Origin of the sequence: Pseudomonas sp. MWU347 (assembly GCF_017947305.1) — a bacterium.
GTDB lineage: Bacteria > Pseudomonadota > Gammaproteobacteria > Pseudomonadales > Pseudomonadaceae > Aquipseudomonas > Aquipseudomonas putida_A.
In genome coordinates, this window is the sequence record NZ_JAFGZB010000003.1 from 468156 (window position 1) to 484198 (window position 16043).

Here is a 16043-nt window from a genome sequence, read left to right on the forward strand (position 1 = left end):
TTCCTGATTCAAGCTGAAACGTTGTGCGCCGCGGCCTCTTGAGCCTTGGCGATTTCCTGGTTGCGCAAGATAAAGCGCTGCAATTTGCCGCTTGAGGTTTTCGGCAATTCGCTGACAAATTCGATTTCCCGCGGGTACGAATGCGCGGCCAAGCGTTTGCGCACGTGTTGCCGCAACTCTTCGGCCAGCGCCGGTTCGGCGCGGTATTGCGGGTTGAGCACGACGAACGCCTTGACCAGTTCGGTGCGCTCCGGATCCGGCTTGCCGACCACGGCGGCTTCGACCACCGCCGGGTGTTCGATCAGCGCGCTTTCGACGTCGAACGGGCCGACGCGGTAGCCGGAAGTGGTGATCACGTCATCACTACGCCCAACGAAGCTGATGCTGCCGTCCGGGTTCCATTCCACCGTGTCGCCGCTGAGGTAGTAATCGCCGACGAAGGCTTTGGTCGGCACGCCCTCGTAGCCGCCGAACCAGCACATCGGCGACTGGGTGCGGTCGATGGCGAGAATGCCCGGCTGACCGACACCGAGCTCGTTGTAGTGCTCGTCGAGCACCACGATGCGATGGCCCGGCGAGGCGAAACCGGCGGCACCGAGGTGAATCGGGTGTTCCAGGCCGTGGTGGTTGCACAGGACCATGCCCAGTTCGGTCTGGCCGTAATGGTCGTGAATGACTACGCCGAGATTGTCGGCGAACCAGCGGATCACTTCCGGGTTGAGCGGCTCGCCGGCGCTGCTGACGATCCGCAACTTGCCCTTGATCGACTTGGCGAACTCGTTGCCGCCGGCAATCAACAAGCGGTACGCGGTCGGCGAACCGGTGAGGTTGGTGATGGCGTATTTGTTGATCACCCGGCAGGTGCTTTCGAGGGTGAACGGGCCATCGTAAAAGGTGATCGGGTGCCCCATCGACATAGGGCCGGTGACGCCGAAATAGATGCCGTAGGCCCAGCCCGGATCGGCGACGTTCCAGAACGAATCTTCGGGACGCAGATCCACCGCGTCGCGGGTGTAGCTCTGGAACGCGACGATCGCCTTGAGCGGCACCGACAGTGCTTTCGACGGGCCGGTGGTGCCCGAGGTGAACATCAGCAGGAACGGATCTTCGCCGCTCAGCAGCACCGGCTCGCAGAGATTGGAATAGTTGGCCAGCTCGGCCCAGAAACTGAAATCGCCACGGACGATGCCCTGGCCCTTGGCGCCGCCGACGGTGACGATGGTCGGGCAATCGCTAACTTCAGCGAGCTTCGGCCGGTTGACCGCGTCGGTGACCACCACTTTGGCGCCGGAACTGTTCAGGCGATGCTCGATGGCCTTAGGGCCGAACGCGGTGAACAGCGGCTGATACACCGCGCCGATGCGCCAGGTGGCGAACACGGTGATGAGCAATTCGATGTTGCGTGGCAGTAGGCCGGCGACCTTGTCGCCCTTCTGCACGCCTTGTTCGCGAAGGAAATTGGCGAAACGCGCGGCTTGGTCTTGCAGCTCGCTGAAGGTGTACGTGGCACTCGCGCCATCGCGGCCCTCCCAGAACAACGCAATGCGCCCCGGCAAGGCGTGGCGGTCGCAACATTCGACGCAGGCGTTGAGCGCCTCCAGCGTGCCGCTGAGCGCAGCGGCCACGGTGTGCTGATAGTTGAACTGTTCGGTGGCAGACAAGTAATCGCGCATTGCCAGAATCCCTCGGTGTTTTTATTAGGCTGGGAACCGTAAACAACACAGGGATAGTCGCGCTGCGGCGCGGAGGCGGCAATGGTCAAAGCTGTCAATCTGGCTGATTGGTTTGGCCAAGATTCCAGAGATGTGCCGCCTGGACTGGCGCCTTCGGGAGCAAGCCCCCTCCCACAAGGGAATTGCATTGCAAAGGGGGGATCACTGTGAAAGCTGCAATCACAGAAGATTGCATTTCAAAGAATGCTCCACCTGTGAAAACCAGGAAGGCTGCAATCACAGAAAGAATGCATTTCAAATGTGGGAGGGGGCTTGCTCCCGAAGAGGCCCGATCAGGCGACTGACAATCCGGATCAGACGGCTTCGTTGAGGATCAGCGTGCGGTAATGCCCCGGATTCGACCCGGACCACTTGCGAAAAGCCTTGTAGAACGAACTCGCATCGGCAAACCCCAGCCGCGTCGCGATTTCGACGAAGCTGATCGACGGTTCGGCCAGCCAGGTAATTGCCAGTTCCTTGCGCACGCTGTCCTTCAGCCCCTGATAGGTCTGCCCTTCCTCGGACAAACGTCGGCGCAGGGTCGAGGCGGACATGCACAGTTGTTGCGCCAGCGCCTCGGTCTCCGGCCACTGTTCGGCGGGTAGCTGCCGCAGGTCCTGTTTGATCCGGCTGGCGAGGCTTTCGGGGTCGCGGTATTTCACCAGAATGTTCGCCGGCGCATGGGCCAGAAAGCGTTTCAGCTCTTCGGCCGTACGCTTGATCGGCAGGTCGAGGCAGTCAGCAGCGAAGATCATCCGCGTGCGCGGACGGTCGAAGCGTAGGTTTTCCGAGAACATTACCCGGTAGTCGTCGCAGAAATCCGGCTCGGCGCAGCGCAGTTCGATCGCCAGAATCGGAATCCGCCGCCCCGCCAGCCAACAGGCCACGCCGTGGACGATCATCCAGTAGGTGAAATAGGTAAACGCCCGGCGCGGCTCGGGATCGTCTTCGAGCAGGACGATTTCCGCCAGGCTCTGCTGATGCGCCAATTGCGCGGGCATTTTTTCCAGCATCAAGGAGAGGAAATTCAGGCCCATGCTCAGGCCGACGGCCAGGGTCGGTTGCGCCATGGCGCTTCGACAAAGGAACTCAAGGCTGCCGGACTTGAGCTTGCGTGGATCCATGCCGAAGAACTCGTCATCGCCACGCCGGGCCAGCAAGCGCCAGAGTTTCGCGTATTGCGAGGCCGGCACCCGGCCTTGCTCGCTATGCAGCAGCGCCGGAGCAATCCCGACCTTGTTCAAGACTTCATCCGTGGCCGCGCCCGGGGCACAACTTTGCAGCAGCGCTTCACGCACCAGTTGAACGGCAATGGTGTCTTTTTCCGACATGGAGCGAGGCAGACCTTGTTGTTTTCGAGTGACCGGCATCTTAACGCAGGATGCGAATTCAACACGAATCCCCTGTGGGAGCGGGCTTGCTCGCGAAGGCGATGTGTCAGCAACATCCTTATCGACTGACACGCCGCCTTCGCGAGCAAGCCCGCTCCCACCGGGATTTGTGCGTGGCAAAAAACAGGTTGTTCAGCTTGCGTTCAGGTTTATGTCAATCATTGTCATGTGAGAATGGTTGTCATTATGTTACAACTTGTAACTTCTTCGAATGACTTAGTGGACACCGAATGCTCGTTCCCTTTCTGATCATGCTGCGCGAAGGCATTGAAGCCGCGCTGATCGTTGGCATCATCGCCAGCTACCTGCAACAGACCGGTCGTGGCCAGTGGATGCCGGCAGTGTGGATCGGCGTCTTCCTCGCCGCTGCGCTGGCGCTGCTGGTCGGCGGTGGGCTGGAACTGGTCAGCGCCGAATTCCCACAGAAACAGCAGGAGTTGTTTGAAGGCATTGTCGGACTCGTCGCGGTGGGCATTCTCAGTTCGATGGTGTTCTGGATGCGCAAGGTTGCGCGCTCGATCAAGCATTCGCTGCAAGCCTCGCTCGATCACGCTCTGACTTCGTCAAAGCACCAGGTAATCGCGCTGATCGCCATGGTGTTCTTCGCCGTGGCTCGCGAAGGGCTGGAAACCGTGTTCTTCCTGCTCGCCGTATTTCAGCAGAGCGAAGGCCCGGGCGCGCCGATCGGTGCCCTGCTCGGCCTGGTGCTGGCGATTGTCGTCGGTTTCCTGATCTACAGCGGCAGCATGCGCCTGAACCTGTCGGCGTTCTTCAAATGGACCGGGTTGTTCATTCTGGTGGTCGCCGCCGGGATCCTCGCCAATTCGGTGCAAGCTCTGCATGAAGCCGGCGTGTGGAACCACCTACAAACCGTGCTGTTCGACTTCAGCGCGACGCTGCCGATGGACGGCCCGCTGGGTTCGGTGCTGGCCGGCATGTTCGGGTATCAGGATGCGCCGACCGTCAGCACTCTCGGTGCGTACCTGATCTATCTGGTGCTGGCGCTGGTGATGTTTTTCTACCCAGCCGCGCCGGCCTCCAGCGCTGACGCCGCCGGCAAATCGTCTTCCGTTTCCAGCCAATAAGGGCCTCCATGTCAAAGCCTAATACTCCTCAGGCCTCGCCTCCCCGCGCCTTGCGCTGGGCGGTGGCCGGTTCGGTGGTCGTGATGATCGCCGCCGGTGGCCTGTTCTACTACGCCTCGAAAATGGCCGCGGCCAAGCGGCAGCATAACCATGATGAAGTGGTGGTGAACATCAACGCGCACAGCTGCGATCCGAACGAGCTGACGGTTCCCGCCGGTCGCGCCAGTTTCCGCATCGTCAACCGCTCCGACCGGGCGGTGGAATGGGAAATCCTCGACGGCGTGCTGGTGATCGAAGAGCGCGAGAACATCGCCCCCGGCCTGAGCCAGGTGATCAACGCCAATCTGCAACCCGGCGACTATGCGATCACTTGCGGTCTGCTGAGCAATCCACGTGGCGTACTGCACGTAACGCCGACTGCGGCTTCCGATGCTGCCGCCAAGGCCAAGCCATCGATGGTCGCTTTCGTCGGGCCGCTGTCGGAGTTCCGCGTGTATCTGGCCACTCAGGGCAGCGCGTTGATCAAAGCCGTGACCGCGCTGAATCAGGCGATTACCAGCGGCGACCTGGCCCAGGCACAGGCGCTGTACCTGCCGGCCCGTGCCGCTTACCAGCGTCTGGCACCTGCCGCGCAACGCCTGGCGGAACTGGACAACAGCATCAATGCCCGCGCCGATTACTTCGAAAAACGCGAACAGGATCCAGCGTTCGTCGGTTTCCACCGGATCGAATACGCGCTGTTTCAGCAACGCAACCTCGACGGCTTGAACCCGGTGGCCGAGCGTCTGCTGGCCGACGTCACCACCCTCAAACAGCAACTGTTGGCGCAATCGCTGCCGCCGGAGCAACTGGTGAGCATCGTGGTGCGCAACCTCAACACCCTGGCCGACGTGCGCGCCGCCAGCGGTGAAGAGGAACGCTACAGCCACGGCGACCTCAACGGTTTTGCCGGCAACCTGGAAACCGCGCACAAAGTGGTCGAGCTGCTGCGGCCGATGCTGACCAAGTCAGCGCCGGATCTGCTGCCGAAAATCGACGCAGCGCTGAGCGATTTCGACAACGTATTGAAGAGCTTCAAGGTCAAGGACGGCTACGCCACTTACGACACGGTCAGTGGCGAACAACGCAAACAGATCGCTGACAAGGCTCAGGCCCTGGCTGACGCTCTGGATGGCATCGATCCCGCCCTCGGCCTCTCCGGCCTGTAAGCAGAAGACGAATACCGATGAAAGATTTGCAAAACCTCGATCTGCAACGTCGCCGCCTGCTGATGGGCATGGGCGTCGCTGGCGTCGCCCTGGCCGGTTCGGCCCTGAGCTGTCCGGCGATGGCCGCGGCCCCGGCACAAGTGACCGAAGCGCCGAGCAGCGACAAGACCGAAGATCGCCACGACTTCCACGGCGTGCACCAGACCGGCATCGTCACCCCGCGGCCGGCGGCCGGCATGTTCGTTTCGTTCGACGTACTGGCCAGTGATCGCGAAGACCTGGAGCGGCTGTTCCGCACCCTCAACGAACGCATCGCGTTCCTGATGAAGGGCGGCCCGGTGGCGCAGATCGACCCGAAACTGCCGCCGCCGGACTCCGGCATTCTCGGGCCGGTGGTGACCCCGGACAACCTGACCATCACCGTCTCCGTAGGCGAATCGTTATTCGACGAGCGCTTCGGTCTGGCCGCCGCCAAACCCAAGCGCCTGCAACGCATGGTCGGTTTCCCCAACGATGCGCTGGAAGCCGATTGCTGCCACGGCGACTTGAGCTTGCAGTTCTGCTCGAACACTGCCGACACCAACATTCACGCCTTGCGCGACATCGTCAAGAACCTGCCGGACCTGCTGCTGGTGCGCTGGAAACAGGAAGGCAGCGTGCCGCCGCAAGCTCCGGCGAAACCGGGTGTGCCGGCGCAATCGGCGCGTAACTTCCTCGGTTTCCGCGACGGCTCGGCCAACCCCGATTCCAACGATGCCAAAGCGATGGACAAGATTGTCTGGGTGCAACCGGGCAGCGATGAGCCGGCGTGGGCGGCCCACGGCAGCTATCAAGCGGTGCGGATCATCCGCAACTTCGTCGAGCGTTGGGACCGTACACCGTTGCAGGAACAGGAAAGCATCATCGGCCGGGTCAAGACCACGGGCGCACCGATGGGCGCGAATCACGAAACCGAAATCCCGGATTACAGCAAAGACCCGGAAGGCAAACTGACCAAGCTCGACGCGCACATTCGCCTGGCCAACCCGCGCACCGCCGCGAGCCAGGCCAACCTGATCCTGCGCCGGCCGTTCAACTACTCCAACGGCGTGAACAAGAACGGCCAGCTCGACATGGGCCTGCTGTTCATCTGTTACCAGGCCGATCTGGAAAAAGGCTTCATCACCGTGCAGACCCGGCTCAACGGCGAGCCGCTTGAGGAATACCTCAAACCGGTCGGCGGCGGTTACTTCTTCACCCTTCCGGGTGTCACCGGCGACAAGGATTTCATCGGTCGCTCGCTGCTCAACGCCACCCAACCCAAAACAGCTGCCTAACCATAAAAACCATCGGAGCCGCTCCATGAAAAAGTCGCCACTCGCGTTACTGCTGACCCTCGGTTTGCTCAACACCCCGCTGTCGGCGTTCGCCGCGACGGCGCCACTGGATCTGGTCGGCCCGGTGTCGGACTACAAGATCTACGTCACCGAGCAACTGGATGAACTGGGCAGCCACACCAAACAATTCACCGATGCGGTGAAAAAAGGTGACCTGGCCACCGCGCAAAAGCTCTACGCGCCGACCCGCGTCTACTACGAGTCGATCGAACCGATTGCCGAGCTGTTCAGTGATCTCGATGCGTCCATCGACTCGCGCGTCGACGACCACGAAAAAGGCGTGAAGGCTGAAGACTTCACCGGTTTTCACCGCATTGAATATTCGCTGTTCTCGGAGAAAACCACTGAAGGCCTGACCGACTTGGCGGACAAGCTCGACAGCGATGTGAAAGACCTGCAAACCCGCGTCGCTGGACTGACCTTCCCGCCCGAAAAAGTCGTCGGTGGTGCGGCCGCGCTGCTGGAAGAAGTCGCCGCGACCAAGATCTCCGGTGAAGAAGACCGTTACAGTCACACTGACCTGTATGACTTCCAGGGCAACATCGACGGCGCGAAGAAGATCGTCGACCTGTTCCGACCGCAGATCGAGAAGCAGGACAAGGCGTTCGTTGCCAAAGTCGACAAGAACTTCGCCACCGTGGACAAGATCCTTGCCAAGTACAAGACCAAGGACGGTGGTTTCGAGACTTATGACAAGGTGAAGGATAACGACCGCAAAGCACTGGTCGGGCCGGTCAATACCTTGGCGGAAGACCTGTCCACATTGCGTGGCAAGCTCGGTCTGAACTGATTGATGTAGAGGCCTTAAGTGCCCCATCGCGAGCAGGCTCACTCCTACAGTTGGAATGCATTCCCCTGTAGGAGTGAGCCTGCTCGCGATAGCGGTTTAACCGCACCGAATAATCTGAAGGGTTACAAAATCCGGTAGAGCAACCGCTCGATCCGCACCCGACTCACACGCTTCAAAAACTTCGCCACCCCCGCCGGGTACTCCGGCAAGGTTTCCAGGTTCTGGAAGCTGGCGATCCGCGTGGTGTTGCGGAAGATCTCTTGCTGCTCCTTCGCCCGTGGCTCAAGCCACTCACCTTGCGGATCATCGATCAAAAGAGCGTTTTCCAGGTCGAGACGGAACGCCCGTGGATTGAGGTTGTTGCCGGTCAGCAGCGTATAGCGCTGGTCGACCCACATGCCCTTGAGGTGATAGCTGTTGTCGCCGTCACGCCACAGATGCAGGTTCAACTGGCCGCTGTCGATGTTGCGCTGATGCCGCTTGGCAAAACGCCGCAGGCTGATTTCGTACAGATACGGCAGCGCCGCAATCACCTTGAACGGCTCGCTCGGCGGAATGTAGAAATCGTTGGCCGTCTTGTCGCCGACCACGATGTCGATCTTCACCCCACGGGCCAGCGCACGGTTGACCTCGCGGATGATCGGCAGCGGCAGGTTGAAGTACGGCGTGCAGATGGTCAGTTGCTGTTGCGCACTGGCGATCAGCTCGACAATCACCCGGTTCAACGGGTTGTTCTTGCCCACGCCCAGCAACGGACTGACCGACAGGCCGGTATGCGCGGTGCTGCCGGCACTGGTGTCGTACGCCGCATATTTGAGACGACTGCGCAGATCGCCGATGTCGTTGCGCAGGCTGCGGGTGGTCGGCAGGTTGGGCAGGTCGAGGCGATGCACAGCCTTGGATTCGATCAGGCCGTGCTTGACCAGGTGATGCATTGAATCCGCCAGTTCGCGGCTGTGCAGCACGTGGTAGCGGTCGAAACGGTACTTTTCGAACTTGTGCAGGTAGACGTTGTTCAGGCTCGCACCGCTGTAAACCACGCAATCGTCGATCACGAAGCCTTTCAGATGCAGGACGCCGAACAGTTCGCGGGTCTGCACCGGCACGCCGTAGACCGGCACTTCGCTCTGATGGGTGCGGGTCATTTCCTGGTACCACGCCGAGTTGCCCGGCTGTTTGCCGGCACCGATCAACCCGCGCTGGGCGCGCAGCCAGTCAACCACCACGACGATCTCCAGCTCCGGGCGCTTGAGCTTGGCGGCGTGCAAGGCATCGAGGATTTCCTGACCGGCCTCGTCGTGCTGCAGATACAGCGCAACGATGTAGATGCGCCGGGTCGCCTCAGCGATTTTCTCCAGCAGGCAACGACGGAACTCGGCGGCGCCGGACAGAATGGTCACGGCCTCGGCAGTCAGCGGAAAGCTGCGCAGTTTGGGCAGCAAAGAGCGTTTGAAAAGCAACGGCATAGGGCTCGCAATGGGTCGAATCCGAAGAACCCGAGAGCTTACACCATCAACCGGTTCGGGTCTTGTTACTGTCTGTAATGCCCCCTTCGCGAGCAGGCTCGCTCCCACAGTGGATCGCATTTCAAATGTGGGAGCGGGCTTGCTCGCGAAAGCGGTATCGCAGACACAAAAATAACTGCTTGACCAAGGAGAACGATCGTTCTACTGTTCGCCACATGAACGAAATCACTGACACCTCGACCCGCGACATCATTCTGGATGTCACCGAAAAGTTGATCTACAAAAGTGGCATCGCCGCCACCGGCATGGATCTTCTGGTGAAAACCGCCGGCGTCTCCAGAAAAAGCATCTACCGCTACTTCGCCAACAAGGAGGAGCTGACCGTAGCCGCCCTGCAACACCGCGACGTGCGCTGGATGCATTGGTACAGAAGTGCTGTCGATCAGGCCGAAACCCCGGCCGACCGCCTGCTCAACCTGTTTACCGTGCTCAAAAGCTGGTTCGCTTCGGAAGGTTTCCGTGGCTGTGCCTTCATCAATACCAGTGGCGAGACCGGTGACCCCGAAGACCCGGTGCGCCAGGTCGCCAAAGACCACAAACAGAAGCTGCTCGACTACCTGTGCGAGCTGTGTGCCGAACATGGCGTCGAAGATCCGCAACGTCTGGCCAGACAATTGCTGATCCTGATTGACGGCGCCATTACCGTAGCGCTTGTGATGGGTGATCACAGTGCCGCTGATAATGCGCAATGCATGGCGCGTAAGTTATTGGACCTGTAACGCCTTAAATAAGCCTCAACCGTTGTTTAATCGTTAATTAGATCGGGAGACTGAAAATGTCGACTGCTGCCCAAGTGCGTCCGCCTTTACCGCCGTTCAACCGTGAATCGGCTATCGAAAAAGTACGTCTGGCCGAAGATGGCTGGAACTCCCGCGATCCCGAGAAGGTGTCGTTGGCCTACACCCTCGACACAAAATGGCGCAACCGCGCCGAGTTCGCCAACAACCGCGAAGAAGCCAAGGCGTTCCTGACCCGTAAATGGGCCAAGGAACTCGATTACCGCCTGATCAAGGAACTCTGGGCTTACTCCGACACACGCATTGCCGTGCGTTACGCCTATGAATGGCATGACGATTCGGGCAACTGGTTCCGCTCCTACGGCAACGAAAACTGGGAATTCGATGTGCACGGGCTGATGTACCAGCGCTATGCCTGCATCAACGACATGCCGATCAAGGAAAGCGAGCGCAAGTTCCACTGGCCGCTGGGTCGGCGTCCGGATGATCATCCGGGGCTCTCCGATCTAGGCCTCTAAGTCCACATAGTTCCAATTGTAGGAGTGAGCCTGCTCGCGATAGCGGTGTGTCAGTCAGCCTGAATATTGACTGTTCATACGCAGTCGCGAGCAGGCTCACTCCTACAGGTTTTTGTGGTGTTTCAGGCTACTGCGGCAGTCTTTTCAGCCTCCAGTTCCCGCACTAACGGCAACACACGTTTGCCGAAATACTCCACCTCCTCCTGAAAGTGCAGAAACCCCGCCAACACCAGATCCACCCCCACCGCTTTCAGCGCCACAATCCGCTCGGCAATCTGCTGTGGCGTGCCGATCAGGTTGGTCTTGAAGCCATCGTTGTATTGCACCAGATCCTCGAACGTCGATTTCGCCCAGTTACCCTCACCCTCCGGCGACGCCCTGCCCGCCTGCTTCGCGGCGTCACCGAAAGCGTTGACCGCGTCCGGGTCAGCCTGGTCGATGATCTGCGCCAGTACCGCACGCGCTTCTTCTTCAGTGTCGCGAGCAATCACGAAGGCGTTGACGCCGATCTTCACCGAGTGATTGTTGGCTGCCGCTTTGGCCCGGATGTCATCGACCTGCGCCTTGATCCCTTCGACGCTGTTGCCGTTGGTGAAATACCAGTCCGAGACCCGCGCCGCCATGTCCCTAGCCGCACGGGAACTACCGCCCTGAAAGATCTCCGGGCGGCCCAGCGGTTTCGGTTTGAGGCTGTAATTGTCGAAGCGGTAGAAGTCGCCGCGAAAGCTGAAGTTATCCTGGCTCCAGATCCCGCGCAGCGAGCGGATGAATTCCTCGGAACGCCGGTAGCGCTCGTCGTGTTCCAGCCAATGTTCGCCGATGGCCTGGAATTCGCCCTTGAACCAACCGCTGACGATGTTCACCGCAATCCGGCCGTTGGTGAGTTGATCGATGGTCGCCAGTTGCTTGGCTGCCAGCGCCGGCTGCCATGGCCCCGGCAGAATCGCCGCGATCACCTTGAGCCTGGTGGTAGCCGCCAGCAGCGCATGACTGAACGCCACCGACTCATGCTGGAACTCGGCACCGTAACCGGCGGTAAAGCGGATCTGCGTCAAGGCGTACTCGAACCCGGCCGCTTCGGCGAGTTGCGCGAGTTTGCGGTTGTAGTCGATGCCCCAGTCGGTGCGCTGCTCGATTTTGCTGACCACCAGGCCGCCACTGACGTTCGGCACCCAGTAGGCGAATTTCACGGCTTGCTTGCTCATTGGCGTGTCCTCGGGACATTGGGAAGGTCAATGGGACAGAGCAGCAAGCGTGCCAGCGTCCAGAGGGCCGGTTTTATTGGGCTTGAGGCTGATGGAGTTGCATTGTTGGAGGGTGATTTGTTGTCGAGGTGTTGGGTGGGCAACAGTTGAATAGGCGGTGCCTGAGCCGACCTCTTCGCGAGCAAGCCCGCTCCCACAGGTTGAATGCATTCCAGAATGTGGGAGCGGGCTTGCTCGCGAAGGCGTCCGACGGGTCGCCGCAAAAGCCGGATACAGGTAACATGACCGACCTCCCGCAGCCCTTCTGCGCCCTGCCGAATAAGCCGATTCCATGCCTTTCGAACTCAGCGTTGACCTCACCACCCTGGCCGTTCTGGCCCTTGTCGCTTTCATTGCCGGTTTCATCGACGCCATTGCTGGCGGCGGCGGTCTGTTGACCACCCCGGCGCTGCTCACTGCCGGCCTGCCGCCGCACCTGGTGCTGGGCACCAACAAACTGAGTTCGACGTTCGGCTCGGCCACCGCCAGTTTCACCTTCTACCGACGCAAACTGTTCCACCCCCGGCAGTGGATGCACGCGATCGTCGGCACCCTGGTCGGTGCGCTCACCGGTGCCATCGTCGCGCACTATCTGCCGGCGGAATGGCTGAACAAGATGCTGCCGGTGATCGTCTTCGCCTGTGGCCTGTATCTGTTGTTCGGCGGCACGCCAAAAGCGCCGCTGGACAGCGACGCGCCGATCAAGAAGAAATGGCAATCGACCCAAGGCTTCAGCCTAGGTTTCTACGACGGCGTGGCCGGCCCTGGCACGGGTGCGTTCTGGACGGTCAGCAGCCTGCTGCTCTACCCGATCGACCTGGTCAAGGCCAGCGGTGTGGCGCGCAGCATGAACTTCGTCAGCAACATCGCGGCGCTGTCGGTGTTCGTGTTTTCCGGGCAAGTGGACTGGATCATCGGCCTGAGCATGGGCCTGTCGGTGATGGTCGGCGCATTCTTCGGGGCGCGCACCGCGATCAGCGGCGGCGCCAAGTTCATTCGTCCGGTGTTCATCACCGTGGTATTGGGTTTGACCGTGCGCCTAGCCTGGCAACACTGGTTCAGCGTGGCCTAAGCGGCGGGCCACGTAGACGTCGATCAGATAACGGGCAATCGATTTTGACGCCGGCAACGGCGGCAGGTCGTGCACGTTGAACCATTGAGCGTCTTCAATCTCGTCTTCCTGGCAGACGATCTCGCCCCCGGCGTATTCGGCATGGAAGCCGAGCATCATCGAATGCGGGAACGGCCAGCACTGGCTGCCCATGTACTGGATGTTCTTCACTTCGATACTGACTTCTTCGCGCACCTCGCGAATCAGGCAGTCCTCCGCCGACTCGCCCGGCTCGGCGAACCCGGCCAGCGTGCTGTAGACCCCGGTGACGAAACGCGGTGAGCGCGCCAGCAGGATCTCGTCGCCACGGGTCACCAGCACGATCATGCTCGGCGAAATGCGCGGATAACTGCGCAGGTCGCACGGCTGGCAATACATCGCTCGCTCGCCTGGCACCTGGGTCATCGCCTGCCCACAGTTGCCGCAAAAGCGATGCTCGCGGGCCCAGGTACCGATCTGCGCGGCATAACCCAGCACTTTGTAAACGGTGTGATCGCCATCGAGCATGAACGCCCGCAGACCTTTCCAGTTGCAGCCCGGCACGTCGCTGGAACTGCGCAGCTCCAGCAGATACACCGGCTCGCCATCGAGATGGCCGATGCCGTGTTCGGCGAGGATCGACAAGTCCTGACGCTTGAGCCATTCCCGGGGGAACAGCGCTCCGTTGTCATCGAACAGAAAGCCATCGGGGCTGCGCGCCACGGCCCAGCCGCCGGGTTGATCGGTGTCCAGTACTGCAGTGGTCCAGCGAGCTGTCATGGTTTCTCAATCCAGAAATTCGGGTTTCTGTTTACTCATATGGGCGGCCATGGCCACGCGCAAGTCGGTGGATTGCAACATGGCGGCGTTCCAGGTGGCAACGTATTCGAGGCCGTCGTCGATGCGATGGTCGCGCATGTAGCTGATCATTTCCTTGGTGCCGGTGACCGCGATTGGCGATTTGCTGGCGATCTCGCGAGCAATGTCCATCACGCCGTCGAGCAGCAGCTCCTTGTCAGCGTAAACACGATTGACCAGACCGATGCTGCGCGCTTCATCTGCGCCGAAAGTGCGCCCGGTGTAAGCCAGTTCACGCAGCATGCCGTCCCCGATGATCCGTGGCAACCGTTGCAAAGTGCCAACATCGGCAGCCATACCGATATCGATTTCCTTGATCGAGAACTGCGCGTCTTCGGCGGCGTAGCGCATATCGCACGCAGCAATCAGGTCAATCGCACCGCCGAGGCAGTAGCCCTGAATCGCCGCCAGTACCGGTTTGCGGCAGTTGTCGACAGCATTGAACGAGGCTTGCAGGGTGAGAATCTTGCGCCGCAGCAGGCGCGCGTTACGGCCGACGTCCTTGCCCAGTTCATTGGCGACGCCGGCGAGCATCATCAGGTCGATACCCGAGGAAAAGTGTTTGCCGTTGCCACTCAGTACCACCACCCGCACTTCGTCGGTGTCATCGATCCACTGGAAAATCTCGACGATCTCGCTCCAGAACGCGGGGTTCATCGAGTTGATCTTTTCCGGGCGATTGATCTGCACATGCGCGATGTTGTCGGCCAGTTCGACGCTGAAGGCGGTGTATTGAGTCATGGCAGTGATCCTTTACCGGGCTGAAAATGAGGCCCGAACTATAACAAGGCATGACGATGGCGGTTCGGCCAAATGCGGGACTGGGTCGAGAGATGCAGTGTCAGGGCTGGCCTCTTCGCGAGCAAGCCCGCTCCCACAGGGTCAGGTTTGATCACAGACGTTGTGATCCACCCAAGACCTGTTGGAGCGTGGCTTGCCCGCGATAGGCTCACCGCCGATCTAACTAACCTTCACCGCCACATAAGCCGCCGTCTCATAAGGCACCGTCAGCACATGCCGCCCACGCAACGCCGGCTCCGAGGCAATCAACGCGCGAATCTGCTCATCAACCTTGTCGCGCTGCGCCTGCGGCAAGGCCGCAATGAAACTGGTGGAGCGCACCCGATTGAAGATCACGTCCTCGGGCGAGCCGGTGTGCCCATGATGAAACTGCTGCAACTGCAACGGCCCGAACGCCGGATGCGGAAACGCCTGACGCCATTGGCCGGTGTAGTAACGCGGCGTGTCCCCCTCCAGCGCATTCACGATAGCGTCGAGTTTCGGCACCCAGCTGACCTGTGTATCGCGCAGGTTCCAGATCAGCCCGAGTCTGCCGCCAGGCTTGAGCACGCGGGCGATTTCCGTCAGGGCTTCCGGGGTGGCGAACCAGTGAAACGCCTGCGCGCAGACCACCGCATCCACCGACGCGTCGGGCAATGGCAGATCCGTGGCGGTGCCGCTCACCGCCAGCACCTGCGGCCAGGCAGCGGAAAGTTTTTCCAGCATCTGCGCCACCGGTTCCACGGCGATCACCTGTGCATCGGTCGCCACCAGCCGTCCGGTGAACTTGCCGGTGCCGGCACCCAGATCGATGACAGTCTTGTGATTGTCCAGACCCAACGTCTGGGTCAGCCACTGACTGACCTGCGGCGGATAGTCCGGGCGGCCCTTGATGTAGGTGTCAGCGGCAGTCTTGTAGCCGGCAGCAGCGGAATGATGGACCTGATCTTTCATGGCAGTTCCTCGTGTGTCAGCGCCGGGGCATGGCAAAGCGCTGGATGGACGGCAGGCGTAGCCGAGCATAACGCCGCGATTTGCGCGTACCTTGAACAGAGCCTGACAAAGCAATGAATAAAATGCCGGGCTGTGGTGTTCAAAGTGAAACATAACCCTCTGTGGAGCCTTGCCCATGACTATCCGTTCCGTTATGTTCGCCGCCCCGTTGCTGCTGGTCACCGTGTTGTCCGCATCGATGGCGTTTGCCAACGGTGATGAAAGCGCGCCCGTGCAGAAGCCCAACTGCCCCAAAGGCCAGGTCTGGGACAGCAAATCACAGAAATGTGTGCTGCAGACCAGCGGCGCCGTACGGGATGTCGATCGCACCGACTATGCCTACCGATTGGCCAAGGACGGTCGCTACGAAGAGGCCCTGGCTCTGCTCGACACCCTGCAACAACCGAACACCGCCAAAGCCCTCAACTATCGCGGTTACGCCACACGAAAACTGGGGCGTACCGATGAAGGCATCGGCTATTACCTGCAATCGGTGAAACTCGATCCGCAGTACGCGCAAGTGCGTGAATACCTCGGCGAAGCCTATGTGATCAAAGGCCGCGTCGACCTGGCGCAGGAGCAATTGCAGCAGATCAAATCGATTTGCGGCACCGCCTGCGAGGAATACCAGGACCTGGCTGAAGCCATCAACGATTCATCGAAAACCTGACATAGATAAAGGAACGCCATCATCGTCAGCGATCAGGCATTCAGAGCGGAACTCGGACAGCATCT

General features: G+C 60.4%; 15 protein-coding genes. 8 read left to right on the forward strand and 7 right to left on the reverse strand.

Annotated features, from left to right (window positions below; all coding sequences use genetic code 11):
- Nucleotides 1-8: 8 nt before the first annotated feature.
- Together KCG87_RS08510 and KCG87_RS08515 are read right to left on the reverse strand one after the other, a co-directional pair.
- Nucleotides 9-1673, reverse strand: coding sequence for an AMP-binding protein (locus tag KCG87_RS08510; protein ID WP_210557083.1), 1665 nt, complete (start codon nucleotides 1671-1673; stop codon nucleotides 9-11).
- 353 nt (nucleotides 1674-2026) lie between these two features.
- On the reverse strand, nucleotides 2027-3043 hold the full coding sequence (locus tag KCG87_RS08515) for an AraC family transcriptional regulator (protein ID WP_210557082.1): 1017 nt from the start codon (nucleotides 3041-3043) through the stop codon (nucleotides 2027-2029).
- Between the two features lie 290 nt (nucleotides 3044-3333).
- Between KCG87_RS08515 and efeU the strand changes: the two genes are divergently transcribed.
- From efeU to efeO (KCG87_RS08535), 4 genes are read left to right on the forward strand one after another with little or no spacing between them, the layout of a single operon-like run.
- A complete protein-coding gene (gene efeU / locus KCG87_RS08520) occupies nucleotides 3334-4188 on the forward strand; it encodes an iron uptake transporter permease EfeU (RefSeq protein ID WP_027611967.1) in 855 nt (284 codons plus the stop codon).
- Between the two features lie 8 nt (nucleotides 4189-4196).
- Nucleotides 4197-5396, forward strand: a complete 1200-nt coding sequence (efeO, locus tag KCG87_RS08525) for an iron uptake system protein EfeO (RefSeq protein WP_210557081.1) — start codon at nucleotides 4197-4199, stop codon at nucleotides 5394-5396.
- A gap of 17 nt (nucleotides 5397-5413) precedes the next feature.
- Nucleotides 5414-6712, forward strand: coding sequence for an iron uptake transporter deferrochelatase/peroxidase subunit (gene efeB, locus KCG87_RS08530; protein ID WP_210557080.1), 1299 nt, complete (start codon nucleotides 5414-5416; stop codon nucleotides 6710-6712).
- Nucleotides 6713-6737: 25 nt separating this feature from the next.
- Nucleotides 6738-7562: an iron uptake system protein EfeO gene (efeO, locus tag KCG87_RS08535; RefSeq protein WP_210557079.1), complete on the forward strand. Its 825-nt coding sequence runs from the start codon at nucleotides 6738-6740 to the stop codon at nucleotides 7560-7562.
- A gap of 122 nt (nucleotides 7563-7684) precedes the next feature.
- Here efeO (KCG87_RS08535) and pssA read toward each other — a convergent pair whose 3' ends face one another.
- Nucleotides 7685-9028, reverse strand: coding sequence for a CDP-diacylglycerol--serine O-phosphatidyltransferase (gene pssA / locus KCG87_RS08540; protein WP_210557078.1), 1344 nt, complete (start codon nucleotides 9026-9028; stop codon nucleotides 7685-7687).
- Between the two features lie 215 nt (nucleotides 9029-9243).
- Between pssA and KCG87_RS08545 the strand changes: the two genes are divergently transcribed.
- Entirely contained in the window at nucleotides 9244-9807 is a 564-nt protein-coding gene (locus KCG87_RS08545; RefSeq protein ID WP_210557076.1) for a TetR family transcriptional regulator, read from the forward strand.
- A 56-nt stretch (nucleotides 9808-9863) separates the two neighbouring features.
- Nucleotides 9864-10343 (forward strand): nuclear transport factor 2 family protein, encoded by a 480-nt coding sequence (locus KCG87_RS08550; RefSeq protein WP_210557075.1) that lies wholly within the window; start codon nucleotides 9864-9866, stop codon nucleotides 10341-10343.
- Nucleotides 10344-10465: 122 nt separating this feature from the next.
- Here the strand turns inward: KCG87_RS08550 and sfnG are convergent, their stop codons facing one another.
- Nucleotides 10466-11548 carry a dimethylsulfone monooxygenase SfnG gene (gene sfnG, locus KCG87_RS08555; protein ID WP_135295762.1) on the reverse strand — a complete coding sequence of 361 codons (1083 nt, stop codon included), beginning with the start codon at nucleotides 11546-11548 and terminating at the stop codon, nucleotides 10466-10468.
- A 331-nt stretch (nucleotides 11549-11879) separates the two neighbouring features.
- Here sfnG and KCG87_RS08560 point away from each other — a divergent pair, with 331 nt between their 5' ends.
- Entirely contained in the window at nucleotides 11880-12659 is a 780-nt protein-coding gene (locus KCG87_RS08560) for a TSUP family transporter (RefSeq protein WP_027611974.1), read from the forward strand.
- On the opposite strand, the gene nudC is transcribed toward KCG87_RS08560, so the two are convergent.
- From nudC to KCG87_RS08575, 3 genes are all read right to left on the reverse strand, one after another.
- Nucleotides 12627-13457 (reverse strand): NAD(+) diphosphatase, encoded by an 831-nt coding sequence (nudC, locus tag KCG87_RS08565; RefSeq protein WP_210557074.1) that lies wholly within the window; start codon nucleotides 13455-13457, stop codon nucleotides 12627-12629. The genes KCG87_RS08560 and nudC overlap by 33 nt on opposite strands.
- Before the next feature lie 6 nt (nucleotides 13458-13463).
- Nucleotides 13464-14276: a crotonase/enoyl-CoA hydratase family protein gene (locus tag KCG87_RS08570; RefSeq protein ID WP_210557072.1), complete on the reverse strand. Its 813-nt coding sequence runs from the start codon at nucleotides 14274-14276 to the stop codon at nucleotides 13464-13466.
- Nucleotides 14277-14495: 219 nt separating this feature from the next.
- Nucleotides 14496-15269 carry a class I SAM-dependent methyltransferase gene (locus KCG87_RS08575; RefSeq protein WP_210557071.1) on the reverse strand — a complete coding sequence of 258 codons (774 nt, stop codon included), beginning with the start codon at nucleotides 15267-15269 and terminating at the stop codon, nucleotides 14496-14498.
- Nucleotides 15270-15444: 175 nt separating this feature from the next.
- On the opposite strand from KCG87_RS08575, the gene KCG87_RS08580 reads away from it, so the two are divergent.
- Nucleotides 15445-15978 carry a tetratricopeptide repeat protein gene (locus KCG87_RS08580; protein ID WP_210557070.1) on the forward strand — a complete coding sequence of 178 codons (534 nt, stop codon included), beginning with the start codon at nucleotides 15445-15447 and terminating at the stop codon, nucleotides 15976-15978.
- Nucleotides 15979-16043 lie beyond the last annotated feature (65 nt).